Raw genomic sequence first — 18,131 nt, 5'->3', positions numbered from 1 at the left:
GAGTGTATCCGCCGGACGCAGTGTTTGCCCGGCGCTGGACGAGTTTGCCCATGAGTTTTTCTCCCCTGGTCGAGCAATTGATGGACGCACTCCGCGTGCTGCCGGGCGTCGGGCCCAAGACCGCCCAGCGCATGGCCATGCACCTGCTGGAGCGCCAGCGTGAAGGCGGCCAGCGTCTGGCCGAGGTGATGCGTGAGGCGGTCGAAAGGGTAGGCTACTGCCAGCGCTGCCGGACCCTGACCGAAGAGCCGCTGTGCGGGCTTTGTCAGAGCGCGCGTCGGGACGACAGCCTGCTGTGTGTGGTCGAGTCGCCGGCGGATATGCTGGCCATCGAGGAGGCCGGCGGCTTTCAGGGACGTTACTTCGTGTTGCACGGCCACCTGTCGCCGCTGGACGGTATCGGGCCCGAGGACATCGGTCTCGATCAGCTCGAGACCCTGATGGAAGAAGGTCTGATCGAGGAGGTGGTGCTGGCGACCAATCCCACCGTGGAAGGCGAAGCCACCGCCCACTATATCGCCACCCAGATCCAGCGCCACGGTGCACGTCTGTCGCGTCTGGCCTATGGTGTTCCCATGGGGGGTGAGCTCGAGTACGTCGACGGCGGGACCTTGAGCCGCGCCTTTTCCGGTCGCCTGCCCTTCGACAGTGAATAAGTCGGGCGAACGTTGTTGCCTCAAATGGATGCTTGAATGCCTGTAATCCCTGATATTCGATGGATCGATAGCGCCGACGCTCTCGACGACGCCTGCCAGGCGCTGTCCCAGGCACCGGTACTGGCGCTGGACACGGAGTTCTTTCGCGAGAAGACCTTTCACCCGGTTCCCGCACTGATCCAGATCTACGGTGGCGACGCCACCTATCTGATCGACCCGCTGGAGGTCGCCTGCACCGAGCGTTGCCGGCAACTGCTGACCAATGACGCCTTGAAGCTCCTGCACGCCAGCAGCGAGGACCTCGAGGTATTCGGCCACTGGGCCGGGGTCGCGCCGACGCCGCTGGTCGACACCCAGGTGGCCCAGGGGCTCTTGGGCGAAGACGCCGCCATGGGCTACCAGCGGCTGGTGGAGTTCTGGGTGGGCGAGACGCTGCCCAAGGAAGAGACCCGTTCGAACTGGCTGGAGCGCCCCCTGAGCGATTCCCAGCTGAGCTACGCGGCGCTGGACGTGGTCTACCTGCTGATGGTGTGGCAGCACCAGCGTGAGTCGCTGGAGCGCCACGGTCGACTCGAGTGGGTGCTGGAGGACTGTACCGACCTGGTGGCCCAGTCGCAGCGCTCCAGCGAAAGCGACGGCCAGTGGTACCTGCGCCAGCGTCAGCTATGGCGGCTGGCCCCGCGTCAGGTCGAGGCCTACCGCCTGATGACCACCTGGCGCGAGGGCGAGGCCCGGGCCAGGGACCTGCCGCGCAACTGGGTGATTCAGGATCGTGTGCTCTACGCCATCGCCGAGAAGATGCCGGCCAACCGTCATGACCTGGCGGCGGTGGAGGGCGTCAAGCCGACCCTGATCAAGCGAGAGGGCGACACCCTCTTGGCGATGGTCAAGCAGGCCGCCCACCGAGAGGTCTCGGAGCTCGCACCTGCGCCACTGGCACCAACCTTGCCGCCGTTCAAGGCGCGCATGAAGGCGCTCAAGAAGGTGGTCAATCTCGACGCCGAGTCGCTGGGCGTCGCCCCCGAGGTGCTGCTGCGCCGGCGTGAGCTGGAAGCCCTGGTCACCGCCAGCCTGCGCAACCAGCCGCTGCCGCTGCCCAGTGGCTGGCGTGGCGAACGACTTAATGAGCGCCTTGAAGGAGCCCTGGGGGAGTTGGCCCAAGCCGGCTAGAAAGAAGGACTCGACCAGGCTGACGAAACACTAACAGCAACGACGAGGCGTTCGATGAATCGAAAGGACGCCCACCAGACCGACAGGGCAGCCCAGGTGGCGCCCGATGAGACCGACATGACGACGATGCAGGGCAAGATGCTGTGCGAGATATTCAAGAGCTCGCGCAAGGACGAGATGTATCTCTACGTGGACAAGCGCGAGGGGCTCAAGCGGGTCCCCGAAGCGCTGATGGAGCGCTTCGGCACGCCGGTATCGGTGATGACCATGATCCTCACCGCCGACAAGGCGCTGGCGCGCGCCAGCGGCGCCGAGGTGATGGCGGCGATCGAGGAAAAGGGGTTCTATTTTCAGATGCCGCCGGCCAAGGACGAGTATCTGCTGGACCTGTATCGCACCCCCACCGAAGCCCGCTACTGACGTCATGGCCGAGCTGAGAGAACGTTTCTGGGAGCGCTACGCGCTCGATGAGCTGACCCAGCAGGAATGGGAGGCGCTGTGCGATGGCTGCGGCCAGTGCTGCCTGCGCAAGCTCGAGGACGAGGACACCGGCGATCTGGCGGTGCTGGGCCTGTCCTGCCGGCTGCTCGATACCCACAGCTGCCGCTGCAGCGACTATGACAATCGCCTCGCCAAGGTGCCGGACTGCACCCAACTGACGCCCGAGCTCGCCCACCAGTTCAAGTGGTTGCCGCACTCCTGCGCCTACCGACGGCTGGCCGAGGGACGAAAGCTCGCCGGCTGGCACCATCTGATCTGCGGTGATCCCGAGCGGGTCCACCGCAAGGGTATCAGCGTGCGCAGCTTCGCCATCCCCGAGACCGAGGTGGACGAGGCCGACCTCGAGGACCACATCATCGCAGTGATCCCGGTCGAGGGCTGAACGCCTCTTGTGGCAACGCCACCTGCAATCTCTGATAGCGACCTCCTTCGGGAGGTCGCTTGCGTTGTGGCATGCCCCTGGTACCTGGCGTGCCGTCAGCCCGCCGCCATGGCCTCGATCAGGGCGTCGCGAAACGCTTGGGCCGGCGGCGACAGTGCTCTCTTGCGGTCCCAGGCGAAGCCCACGTCCATGGTCGGGATGGGGTCGGCCAGGTCGATGTGCTCGATGCGTCGGCCCTCCAGCGACCAGGGCCGATAGACCATATCCGACAGGATGCTGACGCCCGAGCCGCTGGCGACAAGGGAGCGCACCGCTTCCACCGAGGATGTGCTGAACAGCGTCTGTGGACCGAGTCCCGATGGTGCCCAGTAGCGCAGTGCGGTCTGCTCGGCCTCGTCGACGTTGAGCATGATATAGGGCTCGCGGGCGACGTCGGCCAGGCCAACGTCGCGCCTGCCGTGAAGAGGGTGGTGGCTGGCGACCCACAGGCGGCGGGGCGATCGGATCAGCAGGTGCTGGGCCAGCGGGGCACCCGGTTCAAGGTTGGAGATCAACATGATGGCCAGATCGAAGCGCCCGCCGAGCAGGCCGGCCTGGATCGTCGGCCTCGAGGCCTCGTGCAGGCGTACCGTCACACCGGGATAGCGACGTTGAAACTGTGCCAGCAGCGGCGGAAGAAAGTAACCCGCCACGGTATAGCTCATGGCCAGATCGAGGCGTCCCTCCAGCGTCGGCGAGTGCACCCGGGTCGAGTCGAAGGCCTCGTCCACCGCCTGGAAGACGTGTCTGACCCGGTCGAGAAAACGCGTGCCTTCGCGGGTCAGCACCATGCCCTGGGCCTGTCGGTCGAACAGCTTGACGCCCAGCTCGTCCTCGATTTCCCGCACCCCGGTGGTGATCGACGACTGGGACACGTTCAGGTCCACCGCGGCCTGGGTCACCTTGCCGCTTTCCGCCACCGCCACGAAGTAGCGCAGCTTGCGAAGGGAAGGACTGCGCGCCATGTGAGATCTCCCTCAAGTTCTGTTGTTCGAACCTGTTATTCGGATTTTTTGATAATGCCAAACAAGAATTGGTATTTCCAATCAGTGGCGTCTCTCATATACAACGATGGAACACCCGCGAGGAGACCCACAATGACAACACTGGACCTCAATGCCGACATGGGGGAGGGATTCGGCGCCTGGCGCATCGGCGGAGACATCGACGATCGCATCATGGCCGGCATCAGTTCCGCCAATATCGCCACCGGCTTTCACGCCGGCGATCCCACCATCATGTCCCATAGCCTGCGTCAGGCGGCGAAGCACGGGGTCGCGGTGGGGGCCCACCCAGGATTTCGCGATCTGGTCGGCTTTGGTCGCCGGCATATTCACGCCGCCGCCGATGAACTGGTCAATGACGTCATCTATCAGCTCGGCGCCCTGCGCGAACTGGCCGCCCGGGAGGGCCTAGGCCTTCATCACCTGAAGCTTCACGGGGCCCTGTTCATGCACGCGGCCAGGGACGAGGGCTTCGCCACGGCGCTATGCCGCGCACTGATGACCATCGACGCCAATCTGCCGATCTACTGCCTGGCAGGGTCGGTGATCGATCGCGTCGCCGAGGCCGAAGGCATCCAGCGCGTCCACGAGTTCTACGCCGATCGTGACTACGACGATCAGGGTTCCATCGTCTTTGTCCGGCAGGTGCAGCGCCTCGACCCCGAAACGGTGGCCGAGAAGGTGCTGCTGGCGGCCCGCGAGGGCGTGGTCGAGACCGCCAGCGGCAAGCGTGTACCGGTCAGCTTTCAGTCGGTGTGTCTGCACAGCGATTCCCCCGGGGCGCTGGAGATGCTCGACGCCATCCGCCGCCGGCTGGCCGATGCCGGCATCGAGCTCAAGGCTCCCTGAGCCTGCGGCCGCCTGGCCACAGCCATCTTCACCTTGATCGTGTTCAGCGCAAATTAATTCCAATGACAAGCGAGAGACCTCATGTCCCAGCAAACACAGCAAGCCCCCTTTCCCGGCGTCTTCTATCGCCGTCCCTCGCCCGAGGCCGAGGCCTTCGTGTCCCCGGGTGATAGCGTCCAGGCCGGCGACACCATCGGCCTGCTCGAAGTGATGAAGCAATTCTGCGAACTCAAGGCCGAGGTGACAGGCCAGATCGTGTCCATCGAGGTGGATGACGGCGATGTGCTGGAAGCCGGTCAGGACATCCTGGTCATCGACGTGTCGGAGGGCGAGGCATGAACGCGACCCGTCTGTTGATCGTCAATCGCGGTGAGATCGCCGTGCGGGTGGTGCGCGCCGCCCGCGAACTCGGCCTGACCAGCATCGTCACCCACAGTGAGGCCGACGCCGACAGCTTGGCGGTCAAACTGGCCGATGAGGCGGTATGTATCGGCCCGGCCCAGGCCGCCAAGAGCTATCTGAACATCGAGGCGATCCTGGCGGCAGCCCGGGAAGTCGGTGCCGAGGCGGTCCATCCCGGCTACGGCTTCCTGTCGGAGAGCGCCGACTTCGCGCGCCGTGTGGTCGAGGCTGGCATGATCTTCGTCGGCCCCGACGCCGAACTGATCGAGCGTATGGGCAACAAGGCCGAGGCCAGGCGCACCGCACTGGCCGCAGGTGTTCCGGTGGTGCCGGGGTCGCCGTCGGCGGTAGCCGACGTGGAGGAGGCGGTGAAGGTTGCACTCGAGGTCGGCTATCCACTGCTGATCAAGGCCGCCGCCGGTGGCGGCGGGCGCGGTATTCGTACCGCCGCCGACGAGGCGGAACTCCGCGCCCAGCTGCCTCTGGCCCAGAGCGAGGCGCGAGCCGCCTTCGGCGATGACAGCGTCTATCTCGAGCGCTTTATCGAGCATGCGCGGCATATCGAGGTGCAGATCCTGGCCGACGGCGAGCGTGCCGTGCATCTGTACGAGCGGGAGTGCTCGTTGCAGCGACGGCGTCAGAAGGTGTTCGAGGAAAGCCCGTCGCCGGCGCTGGGTGATGCCGCCCGCGAGCGCCTCTGCGCCTCCGCGGTGGCGCTCGCCGAGCACGTCGGCTACAAGGCCGCCGGGACGCTTGAGTACCTGTACGACGATGACAGCGGCGAGTTCTTCTTTATCGAGATGAATACCCGCATCCAGGTGGAGCATCCGGTCACCGAGATGATCACCGGGGTCGATCTGGTGCGGGCGATGCTCAGGGTATGCCTGGGTGAGCCGCTGGGGGTAGTCCAGGACGATATCGCGATACGTGGCTGGGCCGTGGAGATGCGTATCAACGCGGAAGACCCGGACAATGGCTTCTTTCCGTCGCTGGGGCAGGTCGAGCGACTGATCTGGCCCACCGGCCCGGGAGTACGCGTCGACAGCGCCCTGTACGAGGGCTACAGGATGCCGCCGTTCTATGACTCGTTGGTGGCCAAGCTGGTCGTCTGGGACGAGGATCGCGCCTCGGTGCTGGTCCGTGCCGGCCGTGCCCTCGACGAGTTCACGCTGGAGGGCTTCACCACCACGGCGGGGCTGCATCGTCGGCTGGTTTCGGACGAAGCGGTACGTCGCGGCGACTTCCATACCGGCACCCTGGAGCTCTGGCTAGACACAGCATCGGCGGCGTCAGCGCCATCAGTACAGGAGCAAGCGTCATGAAACCATCCTCCCAGCGTGACCCCGGGCAGGCCAAGCCCGCACGCTACAGCGCCGCCGGTGACGAGTTTCTGTTCGTCGAACTGTCCGAGGCGATGAACCTGGAAGCCTTCTTTCGCGGGGTGTCGATCACCAGTCGGCTTGCCGAGCGCGAGATCCCCGGGGTGACCGAGATCTGTCCCGCCAACGCCTCCTATCAGGTTCGCTACGATCCTGACCGGCTGCCGCTGTCACGCTTGATCGAGACTCTGGAGCAGATCGATGCCGAGGTGCTCGGCCAGCAGGTTCAGCGCCTGGAGACCCGGGTGGTGGAGGTGCCGGTGCTCTACAACGACCCCTGGACCCACGAGACGCTGATGCGCTTTCGCGATCGCCACCAGGACCCGTCAGGCACCGACCTGGAGTACGCCGCCAGGATCAACGGCTTTGCCAGCGTCGATGGCTTTATCGAGGCCCACAGCGCCAGTCCCTGGTTCGTGTCCATGGTGGGGTTCGTCGCCGGCCTGCCGTTCATGTACCAGATGGTGCCCCGAGAGCGCCAGATCGAGGTGCCCAAGTACGTGCGGCCTCGTACCGATACGCCCAAGCAGACCGTCGGCTATGGCGGCTGCTTCAGCTGCATCTACTCGGTGCGCGGCGCCGGGGGCTATCAGATGTTCGGGGTGACCCCCATGCCGATCTACGATCCCAGCGGCAGCCAGCCCCACATCGACGACTCGATGATCTATTTCCGCCCCGGGGACATCGTCAAGCATCGGCCCGTCGATCGCAGCGAGTACGACGCCATGGTGGCCGCTGCCGAGGCCGGGCGCTTCCGCCCGAAAACCGCGCCATTCGTGTTCGACCTGGATGAATATCGCGATGCACCCGAAGCCGTGGCCCGTCGCGTCGAGGAGGTGCTCAATGAGCATTGAAGTGATCAAGCCGGGGCTTGCGACCTCGGTCCAGGATGCCGGACGCGCCGGTCATTACCACCTGGGCATTCCGCCCTCTGGCGCCATGGACCAGTTCGCCATGCGCTCGGCCAACCTGCTGCTGGGCAACGCCGAGGACGCCGCGGTGCTCGAGTGCGCCCTGATGGGACCGGAGCTGCGCTTTACCCAGGCCTGCCGTATCGCCACCGGCGGCGCGGAAATGGTGCCGAAGATCGATGGCCAGCCCCATCCCAACTTCGAGGTGCTTGAGGTGCCCGCCGGCAGCGTGCTGAGTTTCGACTTTGTGCGCGCCGGGGCGCGGCTCTACCTGGCGGTGGAGGGCGGCATCGATGTGCCCGAGCGTCTGGGTAGCCGCAGCACCTACGCGCTCGGCGCCCTCGGTGGCTACGAGGGGCGTCCGCTCAAGGCGGGCGATGTGCTGCCCGTCGGTCAATCGAACGCCGCAACCCGCGCGGCAGTCGGTCGGCGTCTTCCCGAGGCCTTTGTGCCGCGCTTTGCCAAGCACTATGAGTTGCGCGTTGTACCCGGACTTTACGACCACCTGCTAGAGGAAGAGGCGAGGGAACGCTTCTATCAGGAGGACTGGAGCGTGGCCTCGGAGGCCGATCGCATCGGTTATCGCTTCAAGGGCGGTACACCGCTTCGGTTCATCGAGCGAGAGCCGCCCTTCGGGGCCGGTGACGACCCGTCCAACATCGTCGATGCCTGCTATCCCATCGGTTCGATCCAGGTGCCCGCCGGCAGCGAGCCGATCATTCTCCACCGAGACGCCGTGTCCGGCGGTGGCTACGCCATGGTTGGCACGGTGATCAGCGCCGACATGGATCTGGTGGGCCAGATCCAGCCCCACCAGAAGGTGCGCTTCGTACAGGTGTCCCTCGAACAGGCGCTGGAGGCACGCAAGGCCTACGCCGGGCGCCTGGAGGCGCTGCGCATCGCCCTGGGCCAGGCCCAGGGTCAGGCGCTCGACTAGCCGGCTGAAAAGGATCGAAGGCAAGAGCCTGAGTGCTTCGATCCCGTCTCACTTACTCCCGCAATTGCCACTTTGCCCGGCGGAGTCAGTCGACTCCGCCCGGGCTCCCCTTCCCCGGAACGTCACTCGAGCCCTGTCACCGAGGTATGGGCTGGCTTTTTGGTCCAAGGGGCTTCGTCCAACCACAACAACAGCACGAGGCAACAACCATGAACGACACGACATCCCACGAGAAGGCTGGGCAAGGCGCCGGCGACTTCGCCGACCGCCCCATGCCCCTGGACCAACGCATGCCCAGGGGCAATCTGATGATGGCCTGGTGGGCGGTATGCAGCGCCATCTTCTACATGGTGGTGGCCGCCGCCATGGCCCGCAGTTACGGCACCACCAACGCGCTGATCGGGATCGCCCTGACGGTGGTCTGCTACGGCGTCATCAATGCGGTGATCAGCCGCTATGCGATACGTACCGGGCTGACCGTGGCGCTGTTTTCCCGGGTCCTGTTCGGTCATCTGGGAGCGATGATCGCGACCCTGATCTTTTTTGCCACCGCGCTCTACTACGCGGTGTTCGAAGGCTATGTGATGGCGCTGGTGCTGTCCGAGTGGTCGCCCTCGCTCGGCATGGCCAGCGCTACCCTGATCGTGGTGGTGGTCGGGGTCTCGCTGATCTTCGGCAGCGTCCAGCACTGGCTCGACAAGTTCAATGGCGTGCTGCTGCCGGTGTACATCGTCGGCATGCTGATCGCCGTGGGCATGGCGATGGCCGAGTTCGGCTATCCCTCCGGCTGGCTCTCCCGGGTGCCCGAAGGAGGCGCCAGTCCCTTCGGCTGGCTGTCCACCTTTGCCTACTACATGGGGGTCTGGGTGCTGATGATGTTTACCTTCGACTACGCCCGCTTCGGTCGCGTCGAGGATAGCCGCTTCCATGCCCGCGTCACCTTCGGCATTCCCTTTTATCTGATGACCTTTGTGTTCAGCGGAGTGGTGGGGATCCTGCTCGACGCCTGCCTACCTACCGACGGCCTGTCGGAGGCGTCCATCGTGCTGGGGCTGCTCGAGTTGATGGGGCTCGGCGGGCTGGCGCTGGTGTGGGTGACCCAGAGCCGCATCAATACCGCCAACTTCTATCTGGCGACGGTCAATCTCGAGGCCTTCGTCGGCAAGCTCACGGGCCTCAAGCTCAACAAGATCCTGGCCGGCTGTCTGGTGGGCGGGCTTGCCTACCTGCTGATGCGGGCGGACGTGTTCAGCTACCTGCTGGCGGCCCTGGCCTATCAAGGCGTGTTCGTGGTGGCCTGGGTGGGGGTGGCACTGGCCCATATCCTGTCGCCGGAGGGGCGTCTCGAGGTCGATCTGGATGCTGACATCAGCGCCTTCAACCCTGTGGGGCTGGCGGCCTGGGCCCTGGCGGCGATTGTCGGCATCGCGCTGATGCTGTCGCCGAGTCTGGCCGGAGCCTCGGCACCGCTGACCTTTGTGGTGGCCTGGGGGATCCATGTCCTGGGGCGTGGTCTGGCCAGGCATGGAGCCACCGCCGCCTGACCGGCTATGACCGGCTAGATAGGGAAACGACAGCGCCGGGCCTCGTGAAGAGGCCCGGCGCCTTGTCGGCAAAGAAGGCTTCGCCGAGTGTTGGCGATCAATTGCCGCTGTGGCTAGCGTCCGTTTGCCGGTCGTCGCCTTCTTCTGTGCTTTCTCCTTCGTGGTCAGCCTGATCGTCATCGCTACCTTGCGGTGCGGCGGCTGTAGCGGCGGCGTCGGGGTCGACCGCTGGCTCTGAACGCTCGCTTTCCATCGCTTCTTCCATCTCGCCTTCCATGTCACCTTCGAGAGACCCCGACATGGCCCCCTCACCGGTGAACAGCGGACGGGCGTCATCGAGGCTGTTGAAGTCTTCGATCAGGACGGTGGCGTTCTCGGCCTCGCCTTCGTTGCCCTCTGCTTCGACGTAGCTGCTGCCGTCGAAGCGCAGGTGCAGGGCCTGAGCCGGCTGATCGGCGGCCAGGTGGCGCTTGACCACCAGGTCTCGCCAGCCCTCGTGAGATGCTTCGCCAAGCTGGATCGGAGGCTGGGTGGTGGGCTGGGCGCTGATGACGCGGTAGGCGTCGTCCTGGGCTTCGAGGATCAGGGTATCGCAACCCCCGGTGCCGCAGACCATCGGGCCGACCACGTGGACCACGGCCTCGTCCTGACCATCGTCGTTCAGGTCACTCCAGCCGACCAGGTAGCGAATCTCGCCGAGCTGGGGATCAAAGTTGGCGCGCAGGGACTGCTCCAGTGCCTCGCGGCGATCCGCCTGGCTCATCTCCGAGATGTCGTCGCCTTGTTCGCCGCTGGTGTCGTCTTCACTGGCTGAGTCCGCGCTCTCGTTGCTGCCGCCACCGTTACCGGAGGTGACGTTTTCGCTCTGCTGTGACGCGCCCTCGGACGTCTCGGAATCGCTGTCGTCGGAGCAGCCGACGAGGGAGGTGCCGAGCCATAGCGCAGCGGTGAGGGCGAGCATCGGTTTGGCGTTCATGAAATTCCTTATTCTGAAAGTGGCCGCTAAAGCGGCCAAGGGCGTCCAAAGGTGCGGTCAGGCCTGCGGGCTCTCGTCGGTGGAGCAGGGATGGGGCCTTGGTGATTCGACCGGAGAGTTGTCCATCAGGTCCGCATTCACCAGGTCTGCATCCAGCAAGTCCAGGGCCCAGAGCACGAAGGCATCCTGGCGTGCCCCTTCGCGCCAGGCCTTGAAACGACCCGAGGCGCCGCCGTGACCGGACGTCATGTCGGTCTTCAATAGGGTTGTCCGGTTGGACAGTGCCGCCTGCTCGGCGTTCGCCAGGCTCAGGCGTGCGTAGAGCTTGGCCGGCTCCCAGTAGGGCACACGGCTATCGTGCCAGCCACCCTGCAGGAATACCGGCGGCCAGGCCTCGGCATCGAGGTTGTCCAGCGGTGAATAGCTGCCGATGCGTCGGGCGTCGGCAGCGTGGCTGGGATTGCCCCATTCGGTGTACTCCGCCGTGGTCAGCGGCAGGTCCGGGTTTTCCATGGTACGCAGGACGTCCACAAAGGGCACGTCGAGTACCGCCGCGCAGAATGCCTGTGGCGCGCGATTGAGGCTGGCGCCCACCAGCAGACCGCCGGCGCTGGCGCCGTAGGCGACGATACGCTGGGGATTCGATACACCCGCGTCGACCAGGGCGTCACGTGCGGCCAGGAAGTCCTCGAAGCTGTTGGGCTTGTGCTCGAGCTTGCCGGCCAGGTACCAGGGTTCGCCGCGCTCACCGCCGCCTCGCACGTGGGCCACCGCGAAGGCCACTCCACGCTGGAGCAGTTCCAGTCGAGACACCGAGAACCAGGGATCCAGCGCCTCGCCGTAGGCTCCGTAGCCATACAGCAGCGTCGGCAGCGGCTGGTTCGCCAGGTCCTTGCGGCATACCACTGACACCGGCACCCGCTCGCCGTCGTGGGACTCGGCCCACAACCGTTGGCAGTGCAGGTCTTCCGGTGCCAGATCGCCGTGCAGAGGCTGCCGCTTGAGCAGTCGGCGCTCGCCGCTATCAAGATCCAGCGACCACCAGCTTGGCGGGGTGCAGAAGGATTCCTCGCGTAGGCGCAGTATCCGGTCGTCGAAGTGTGGGCTGTCGCCGAGCCCCAGGCTAAGCGGTGCGGGCGAGCAGGGCAGGGGGGCGTCGAGGGTGACGCTGTGGTTGCTGTCGAACTCGAGGCGACGCAGGCGCACCTGGGCCTCGAGGTGGTCGCGTTCGGCGATCACCAGGCCCCAGGCGTAGGCATCGACACCCTCCAGGGTGGTCTCCTGGCGATGGGGCACCAGTACTTGCCGCTGACCGGAGCGGTCTTCGTTCTCCACTTCCAGCTGAAAGTGCACCAGCCCTTCGTTGTGCAACACATAGAAGTGACCGGGACGATGATCCAGGGCGTACTCGACACCCGGGCGACGGGGCTGAAAGCAGTGCGGGGGAGTCGCTGGCGCGTGGGCCGGAACCAGATGGGTCTCGCTGGTGTCCTTGGAGGCCGACTCGATGGTCAGCCAGGCCCGCGATCGGGTCTTGCCCAGACCGATCCAGAACTCGGCGTCGTCCTCGCGCAGGACCAGCTCGTCGGTCTCGACCCTGGCGTCTGCGCTGGCCGCATCCAGCGACAGGCTGAGCCGCCAGGCGCTGTCGGGTCGCTGGGTGGCGTCGTAGCGGGTGAACAGCAGGGTCTGGCCGTCCTCGGCCCAGCACAGCTCAGGGCCGATGTCGTCCAGCAGTCGATGCTCGGCGCCATCGGGCAGGCGCTTGATGAACAGGCGATAGGTCTCGTCACCCTGGGTGTCCTCGGTCCAGGCCAGCCACTGCTCGTCCGGGGACAGCGCCATGTCACCGAGTTCGAGGAAGGTGTGCTCCTGCGCTCTGGCCTCGAGGTCGAAGAACACCTCGCGCGACTGCGGGGCATCGTTGGGATGGCGCCACCAGACCGGATAGTCGGCGTCGGCGGCGGTCTCGCTCCACAGGGTGAAGTGGTCCAGGCGACTGGGCAGCCCCTTGACGGCCAGCTCTCGCCGCGCCAGGTGGCCCTGGTAGAGTCGCTCGATCAAGGATTCCAGAGGGGCAAACCAGGTGTCGGCCTGGCGGTTGGCGGCCTCGAGAAAGTCACTCACGGCGGGATCGTCGCGATTCTCGAGCCAGTGCCAGGCGTTATCGTCCTGACGCGTGAAGTCCAGGGCGGGGCCCCGAGTTGCTGCGGCCGGTGCATTTGGCGGCTGTGCTTTCATGGTGCGAGATGTACCATACTCAAGAGAAATTTCATCTGTGCGCGGCGCGCACGTCAGGTTGGAGCATGCAATGTTGATTTCGGATTCCATGTCCACGCTGTGGTTGATCTATGGCGCATTGTCGCTGGTCGTACTGTTGGCTGGCTACCTTGGACTGGCTTTTTTACCGCGCCTGCCACGCCTGGTGCTGACCTGGGCAGTGGCCGGCGTGATGTGGATGCCGTCGATGTTCGAACTGCCGTTGATCGAGGAAGGCCAGGTCTACAGCGGTCAGGCGCCGGCCATCATGGTGGCAGCGGTCGCCTTCATGGACGGCAACAATGGCGTGCTGGTGCCGGCGGCCACGCGCGTCATCGTCGGCGCGGCGATCGGTGCGCTGTTCGGACTGGCACTGTGGTGGAGTGGCCGTCGTCGCCGTCTGCGCAAGGCCGAGGCCGCTGCAGCGGCGCGTGACCAGGACGCAGAGGCTCATGGGACGTCGCGTGAAGAAGGGCGGGAGCGTCAGGAGCCGGTGCTCGGCTAGAAACTGTTCGGCTAGAAACTGCCGGCGACGTCGCTCTGGTCACCGTGAACGGTGGACCATCGATGAACACGTCGAAGGGGGATGTAAAAGACGTCCACCGCCCACGGCCTGGAGATTCCGGGCGAGTTCCAAGGAGGACACATGGCCAAGCGGGGCCAGCAACGCTGCGGGAAAGGGGTAATGATGGCGACAATCGTGGCGTTGTGCCTGTCGCCGCTGACGGCGCTTGCCCAGTCGGCGACTGGGCAAGCGGGCTCGGATGAGCCACCGGACGTTCGCGTCGTGGTGGACGTGTCCGGCAGCATGAAGACCAATGACCCCAATCGCCTGGCAGGCAGTGCGCTGGACATGCTGGTGGCGCTGTTGCCGAGTGGTGTCAGCGCCGGCATCTGGACCTTCGGCGAGTCGATCGACAATCCGTTGCCTCTGGGGCAGGTCGACGCCCAGTGGCGCGAGCGGGCCTTGGCGCTGCCGCCGGCGCTGGAACAGTATCAGCAGCATACCGATATCGAGGCGGCGCTGCGCACCGCGGCTGCAGCCGAGGGTGACGGCTGGCGCCACCTGGTGTTGCTGACCGACGGGGTGATCGACTTGTCGCCGGGCCGGGGTGCCAAGCCCGACGTGGACCTTGCCTCTCGCCAACGCCTGGTCGAGGCGATGGTGCCGGACCTGGCCAACCAGGGGGTGGCCATCCACGCCATCGCCTTTTCGCCAGGCGCCGACGTTGCCCTGGTCGAGCGACTGGCGCAGCGCACCGGGGGACTGGCGGCGGTGGTCGAGACACCGGACGCCCTGTTGGGCGCCTTTCTCGATATCGTCGAGCGCATCTTCCCGGTGGATCAGGTGCCGCTTGAGGACCGCCGTTTCACCGTCGATGCCGGCGTCGACGATTTTTCCGCGTTGATCTTCCACGACCCCGGCCAGGGAGAGGTGACCCTGGTGGCGCCGGACGGCACCCGTTACACCCGCGACACCGCACCCGCAGAGGTTCGCTGGCAGCGGGAACCGCGCTTCGACCTGATCCGCGTACCCGACCCTGCGCAGGGGGAGTGGCGGATCGAAGGTCCTCTGGCGGCGGACTCGCGGATTACCGTCAACAGCGATCGCCACCTGGTGACGGAGGCGCTGCCCGCGACGCTGTATTCCGGCTTCGAGGTGCCGTTGGCGGTGCGTGTCGAAAGTGACGGCGAGGTGACGGTGCCCGAGGGGCTCAAGGTGACGGCGGAGCTGTCCGGCGAGGCGGTGGACGGCCTGCAGATCCTGGCGCTTGGCAACGATGATGGCGTGTTTCGCGGGCGGCTGCCGTCGCCGTCGGGCACCGGCGCGGCTGAGCTGGTGATCACCGCCGAGGGCGAGGACTTCCATCGCCGACGGGTGCAGGCGGTCAATGTGCTGCCGGCCGTCGGCGCGGCACTGGACGAATCCGGGCGTCGGGTGACGCTGGTGGCCGAACATCCGCGCCTTGGCCACGACAACACCCGCTTCGAGGCCGATCTGCTGGGCCAGTCGCTGGAGGTGGCCCCGGCAGACGCCAGGCGCTGGAGCCTGGAAATTCCGCCCCAGGAGGATGAGGTCAGCCGTCCGCTGCGGATCTCGGCGGTGGCGACGATCGACGGCAGCGAGACCCGCTGGAACCTGCCGCCGCTGTGGATCAATCGCGATGGTGAGGTGGCCCTGGATCGGGCGTTGGCCGGCCCTACCCTCTCTGGTGAACGCTTCGCCGAAGCCAGTGAGCGACAGGCCGAGGAGGAGGCTGGCGAGGCGCTGGCCGACCAGTTTGTGGCGTTGGTGAATGAAGGCCCCGAGCGGTTGGTGCAGTGGTGGCGCGAGGGAAGGCCCGGTCTTGAACCCGCCCTCGAGCGTGCTCGACATGATCCGCGCAGCTGGCTGGTGGCCGCTATCCTGGCGGTGGTGGTGATCGCCTGGCTGTTGTGGCGTCGCCGGCGCACTCGCCTGGCTGCGGCCGGGTCAACAAGAGAGGAACCCCATGTGTGAGCTTCTGGGCATGAGTGCCAATGTGCCCACGGATATCTGTTTCAGCTTTACCGGCTTTCTGCATCGTGGCGGCGGCACCGGCCCCCACCGTGACGGCTGGGGCATCGCTTTTTACGAAGAGGGGGGCTATCGCGAATTTCGCGACCCTCATCCTTCGGTGCACTCGCGAATCGCCCGGCTGATCTGCGAATACCCGATCAAGTCGAATATCGTCATCAGCCACATCCGCCAGGCCAATGTGGGCGGAGTGAAGCTGGCCAATACCCATCCGTTCGTGCGCGAGATGTGGGGGCAGCCCTGGTGCTATGCCCACAACGGCCAGTTGTCCGGCTGGGAGACGCTGGACCTCGACAGCTATCGACCGGTGGGGTCCACCGACAGCGAGCACGCCTTCTGCCACCTGCTGGGTGAGCTCAGGCGGCGCTATCCAGACCCGCCGGAGGATCGTCGCGGTCTGTGGTCGTCGCTGCACGAGCTGTGCGAGAAGCTCAGAGGTCTGGGGGTCTTCAACCTGCTGCTGGCCGACGGCGAGTACCTGTACACCTATTGTTCCACCAAGCTCGCCCATATCACCCGCCGCGCGCCCTTTGGCGAGGCCAACCTGTCGGACGCCGAGATGGTGGTCAACTTTGTCGAGCACACCACCCCCGACGATGTGGTCTCGGTGCTGGCCACCGAACCGCTCACCGACAACGAAGAGTGGGTGCGCATGCAGCCGGGTGAGCTGCTGGTGTGGCGGGAAGGCGAGATCGTAGCCCGTTATCTAAGCGATGAATAGCGGGTTTTAAACGAAAGTTTGAATCAGGCGTATTACAGTCGCTGCGGGACTGGGCTATGGTAGCCAGTGTCGACACCACAATTTGATAATAAGAGGGGACCTGGTCCCCCGAATGGAGAACGCCCATGAGTGAGAACGCCGCTGCATCGATCGTTCGGGGGGAGGCCCTGGAAGGGCTCGATGACTATCATTCGGTGATGGATATCTTCCACCGCTCCGTCAAGCGCTACGACGAAAAGGTGGCCTTCTCGTGCATGGGCAAGTCCCTGACCTACGCCGAGCTTGACCGGCTGTCCGGTGATTTCGCCGCCTGGCTGCAGCACGAGACCAACCTTGAGCCCGGTGATCGGGTGGCGATCCAGTTGCCGAATCTGCTGCAGTTCCCGGTAGCGGTGTTCGGTGCCATTCGCGCCGGCATGGTGGTGGTCAACACCAATCCGCTGTACACCGAGCGCGAGATGACCCACCAGTTCAAGGATTCCGGCGCCAAGGCGATCCTGATCCTGGCCAACATGGCAGACAAGCTCGAGCGGGTGCTGGACAAGACCGACATCGAGCATGTGGTGATCACCGAGATCGGTGATCTGCACGACTTCCCCAAACGACCGCTGATCAACTTTGTGGTCAAGTACGTCAAGAAGATGGTGCCGCGCTACTCGATCCCCAAGGCGGTCGGGTTGCGTCAGGTGCTCAAGCAAGGCGCCTCCCTCGAGCACCGTGAGGTAGAACGCGAACTCGACGATATCGCCGCGCTGCAGTACACCGGGGGGACCACCGGGCTTGCCAAGGGCACCATGCTGACCCACCGCAATCTGGTGGCCAACATGCTTCAGGCCAAGCAGATCATCGGGGGTGGCTTGAGCGAGGGTAGTGAGGTGGTGGTCGCGCCGCTGCCGGTCTATCACATCTATACCTTTACGGTGAACTGCCTGTTCATGCTGGAAGGCGGCAACCATTCGCTGCTGATCACCAATCCGCGGGACCTCGATACCTTTATCAAGGAGCTCTCGAAGACGCGTTTCACCGGCTTCGTCGGGCTCAATACGCTGTTCAATGCGCTATGCAATCGTGACGACTTCAAGGCGCTGGACTTCTCCCACCTGCACCTGACCATCTCCGGTGGCATGGCGCTGACCAAGGCCGCGGCCAAGCGTTGGGAAGAGGTGACAGGCTGCCCCATCGCCGAGGGTTACGGCCTGACCGAGACCTCGCCGATCGTCAGCTTCAACCCGGTGGAGGCGATACAGCTGGGCACCATCGGCCGCCCCGTCGCCGGCACCGAGCTCAAGCTGTGCAACCCTGACGGTGGCGACCCCGAGCCGGGCGAGCCGGGCGAGCTGTGCGTGCGCGGCCCCCAGGTGATGAAGGGATACTGGAACCGCGATGACGAGACGGCCAAGGTCATCGATGCCGATGGCTTCTTCCACACCGGTGACATCGCGGTCATCCAGGACGATGGCTACGTGCGTATCGTCGATCGCAAGAAGGACATGATTCTGGTGTCCGGCTTCAACGTCTATCCCAACGAGATCGAGGACGTGGTCGCGGCCCACCCCAAGGTGGTCGAGTCCTGCGCCGTCGGGGTGCCCGACGATACCAGCGGCGAAGTCATCAAGCTGTTCGTGGTGGCCAAGGACAGCTCCTTGACCAGTGACGAGCTGCGCGCCTGGTGCAAGCAGGAGTTGGCCGGCTACAAGGTGCCCAAGCTGGTGGAGTTTCGTGACGAACTGCCCAAGACCAACGTCGGCAAGGTGCTCCGGCGCCAGTTGCGTGACGAAGGCAGCACCGAAACCGGGACCGGCACCGACGGCTGACGCCCGCCGACAAGGTCCGGGGAAGGGCAG

The 18,131-nt window shown here is 65.3% G+C and carries 17 protein-coding genes; 14 read left to right on the top strand and 3 right to left on the bottom strand.

What is annotated here, in order from left to right:
* Positions 1 to 50: 50 nt before the first annotated feature.
* From recR to NFH97_RS01275, 4 genes are all read left to right on the top strand, one after another.
* Positions 51 to 656 (top strand): recombination mediator RecR, encoded by a 606-nt coding sequence (gene recR / locus NFH97_RS01290; protein WP_045993210.1) that lies wholly within the window; start codon positions 51 to 53, stop codon positions 654 to 656.
* A 36-nt stretch (positions 657 to 692) separates the two neighbouring features.
* A complete protein-coding gene (rnd, locus tag NFH97_RS01285) occupies positions 693 to 1,826 on the top strand; it encodes a ribonuclease D (protein WP_045993211.1) in 1,134 nt (377 codons plus the stop codon).
* 117 nt (positions 1,827 to 1,943) lie between these two features.
* A complete protein-coding gene (locus NFH97_RS01280) occupies positions 1,944 to 2,246 on the top strand; it encodes a YcgL domain-containing protein (RefSeq protein ID WP_083970450.1) in 303 nt (100 codons plus the stop codon).
* Between the two features lie 4 nt (positions 2,247 to 2,250).
* Positions 2,251 to 2,709 (top strand): YcgN family cysteine cluster protein, encoded by a 459-nt coding sequence (locus tag NFH97_RS01275; RefSeq protein ID WP_045993212.1) that lies wholly within the window; start codon positions 2,251 to 2,253, stop codon positions 2,707 to 2,709.
* Positions 2,710 to 2,804: 95 nt separating this feature from the next.
* On the opposite strand, the gene NFH97_RS01270 is transcribed toward NFH97_RS01275, so the two are convergent.
* Positions 2,805 to 3,713, bottom strand: coding sequence for a LysR substrate-binding domain-containing protein (locus NFH97_RS01270; RefSeq protein WP_045993213.1), 909 nt, complete (start codon positions 3,711 to 3,713; stop codon positions 2,805 to 2,807).
* 132 nt (positions 3,714 to 3,845) lie between these two features.
* Here NFH97_RS01270 and NFH97_RS01265 point away from each other — a divergent pair, with 132 nt between their 5' ends.
* The 6 genes from NFH97_RS01265 to NFH97_RS01240 all read left to right on the top strand — a co-directional run bounded on the left by NFH97_RS01265 (position 3,846) and on the right by NFH97_RS01240 (position 9,774).
* Positions 3,846 to 4,601 carry a 5-oxoprolinase subunit PxpA gene (locus NFH97_RS01265; protein WP_222516931.1) on the top strand — a complete coding sequence of 252 codons (756 nt, stop codon included), beginning with the start codon at positions 3,846 to 3,848 and terminating at the stop codon, positions 4,599 to 4,601.
* A gap of 81 nt (positions 4,602 to 4,682) precedes the next feature.
* The gene (locus NFH97_RS01260; protein ID WP_222516932.1) at positions 4,683 to 4,940 is read left to right on the top strand and encodes an acetyl-CoA carboxylase; all 258 of its coding nucleotides are present in this window, start codon (positions 4,683 to 4,685) and stop codon (positions 4,938 to 4,940) included.
* Positions 4,937 to 6,325 carry an acetyl-CoA carboxylase biotin carboxylase subunit gene (locus tag NFH97_RS01255; protein ID WP_349624251.1) on the top strand — a complete coding sequence of 463 codons (1,389 nt, stop codon included), beginning with the start codon at positions 4,937 to 4,939 and terminating at the stop codon, positions 6,323 to 6,325. Before NFH97_RS01260 ends, NFH97_RS01255 begins: the two co-directional genes overlap by 4 nt.
* The gene (locus tag NFH97_RS01250; protein ID WP_349624250.1) at positions 6,322 to 7,236 is read left to right on the top strand and encodes a 5-oxoprolinase subunit B family protein; all 915 of its coding nucleotides are present in this window, start codon (positions 6,322 to 6,324) and stop codon (positions 7,234 to 7,236) included. Before NFH97_RS01255 ends, NFH97_RS01250 begins: the two co-directional genes overlap by 4 nt.
* Positions 7,226 to 8,230 (top strand): 5-oxoprolinase subunit C family protein, encoded by a 1,005-nt coding sequence (locus NFH97_RS01245; protein ID WP_349624248.1) that lies wholly within the window; start codon positions 7,226 to 7,228, stop codon positions 8,228 to 8,230. Before NFH97_RS01250 ends, NFH97_RS01245 begins: the two co-directional genes overlap by 11 nt.
* Before the next feature lie 209 nt (positions 8,231 to 8,439).
* Complete coding sequence (locus tag NFH97_RS01240) at positions 8,440 to 9,774, top strand: purine-cytosine permease family protein (protein WP_349624246.1); 1,335 nt, start codon at positions 8,440 to 8,442, stop codon at positions 9,772 to 9,774.
* Between the two features lie 97 nt (positions 9,775 to 9,871).
* Here NFH97_RS01240 and NFH97_RS01235 read toward each other — a convergent pair whose 3' ends face one another.
* Positions 9,872 to 10,750, bottom strand: coding sequence for a COG3650 family protein (locus NFH97_RS01235; protein WP_349624245.1), 879 nt, complete (start codon positions 10,748 to 10,750; stop codon positions 9,872 to 9,874).
* A 57-nt stretch (positions 10,751 to 10,807) separates the two neighbouring features.
* The gene (locus NFH97_RS01230; RefSeq protein ID WP_348827874.1) at positions 10,808 to 12,991 is read right to left on the bottom strand and encodes a S9 family peptidase; all 2,184 of its coding nucleotides are present in this window, start codon (positions 12,989 to 12,991) and stop codon (positions 10,808 to 10,810) included.
* A gap of 70 nt (positions 12,992 to 13,061) precedes the next feature.
* On the opposite strand from NFH97_RS01230, the gene NFH97_RS01225 reads away from it, so the two are divergent.
* From NFH97_RS01225 to NFH97_RS01210, 4 genes are all read left to right on the top strand, one after another.
* On the top strand, positions 13,062 to 13,514 hold the full coding sequence (locus NFH97_RS01225; RefSeq protein ID WP_045993220.1) for a hypothetical protein: 453 nt from the start codon (positions 13,062 to 13,064) through the stop codon (positions 13,512 to 13,514).
* A 180-nt stretch (positions 13,515 to 13,694) separates the two neighbouring features.
* Complete coding sequence (locus tag NFH97_RS01220; protein WP_222516939.1) at positions 13,695 to 15,509, top strand: vWA domain-containing protein; 1,815 nt, start codon at positions 13,695 to 13,697, stop codon at positions 15,507 to 15,509.
* Positions 15,502 to 16,287: a class II glutamine amidotransferase gene (locus tag NFH97_RS01215; RefSeq protein ID WP_349624244.1), complete on the top strand. Its 786-nt coding sequence runs from the start codon at positions 15,502 to 15,504 to the stop codon at positions 16,285 to 16,287. The genes NFH97_RS01220 and NFH97_RS01215 overlap by 8 nt, the downstream gene beginning before the upstream one ends.
* Before the next feature lie 125 nt (positions 16,288 to 16,412).
* Positions 16,413 to 18,101, top strand: coding sequence for an AMP-binding protein (locus NFH97_RS01210; RefSeq protein ID WP_108132629.1), 1,689 nt, complete (start codon positions 16,413 to 16,415; stop codon positions 18,099 to 18,101).
* Positions 18,102 to 18,131 lie beyond the last annotated feature (30 nt).

The organism is Halomonas sp. SCS19, from assembly GCF_040147015.1.
Classification (GTDB): domain Bacteria; phylum Pseudomonadota; class Gammaproteobacteria; order Pseudomonadales; family Halomonadaceae; genus Halomonas; species Halomonas litopenaei.
This window is presented reverse-complemented; position numbering and strand designations above follow the sequence as displayed.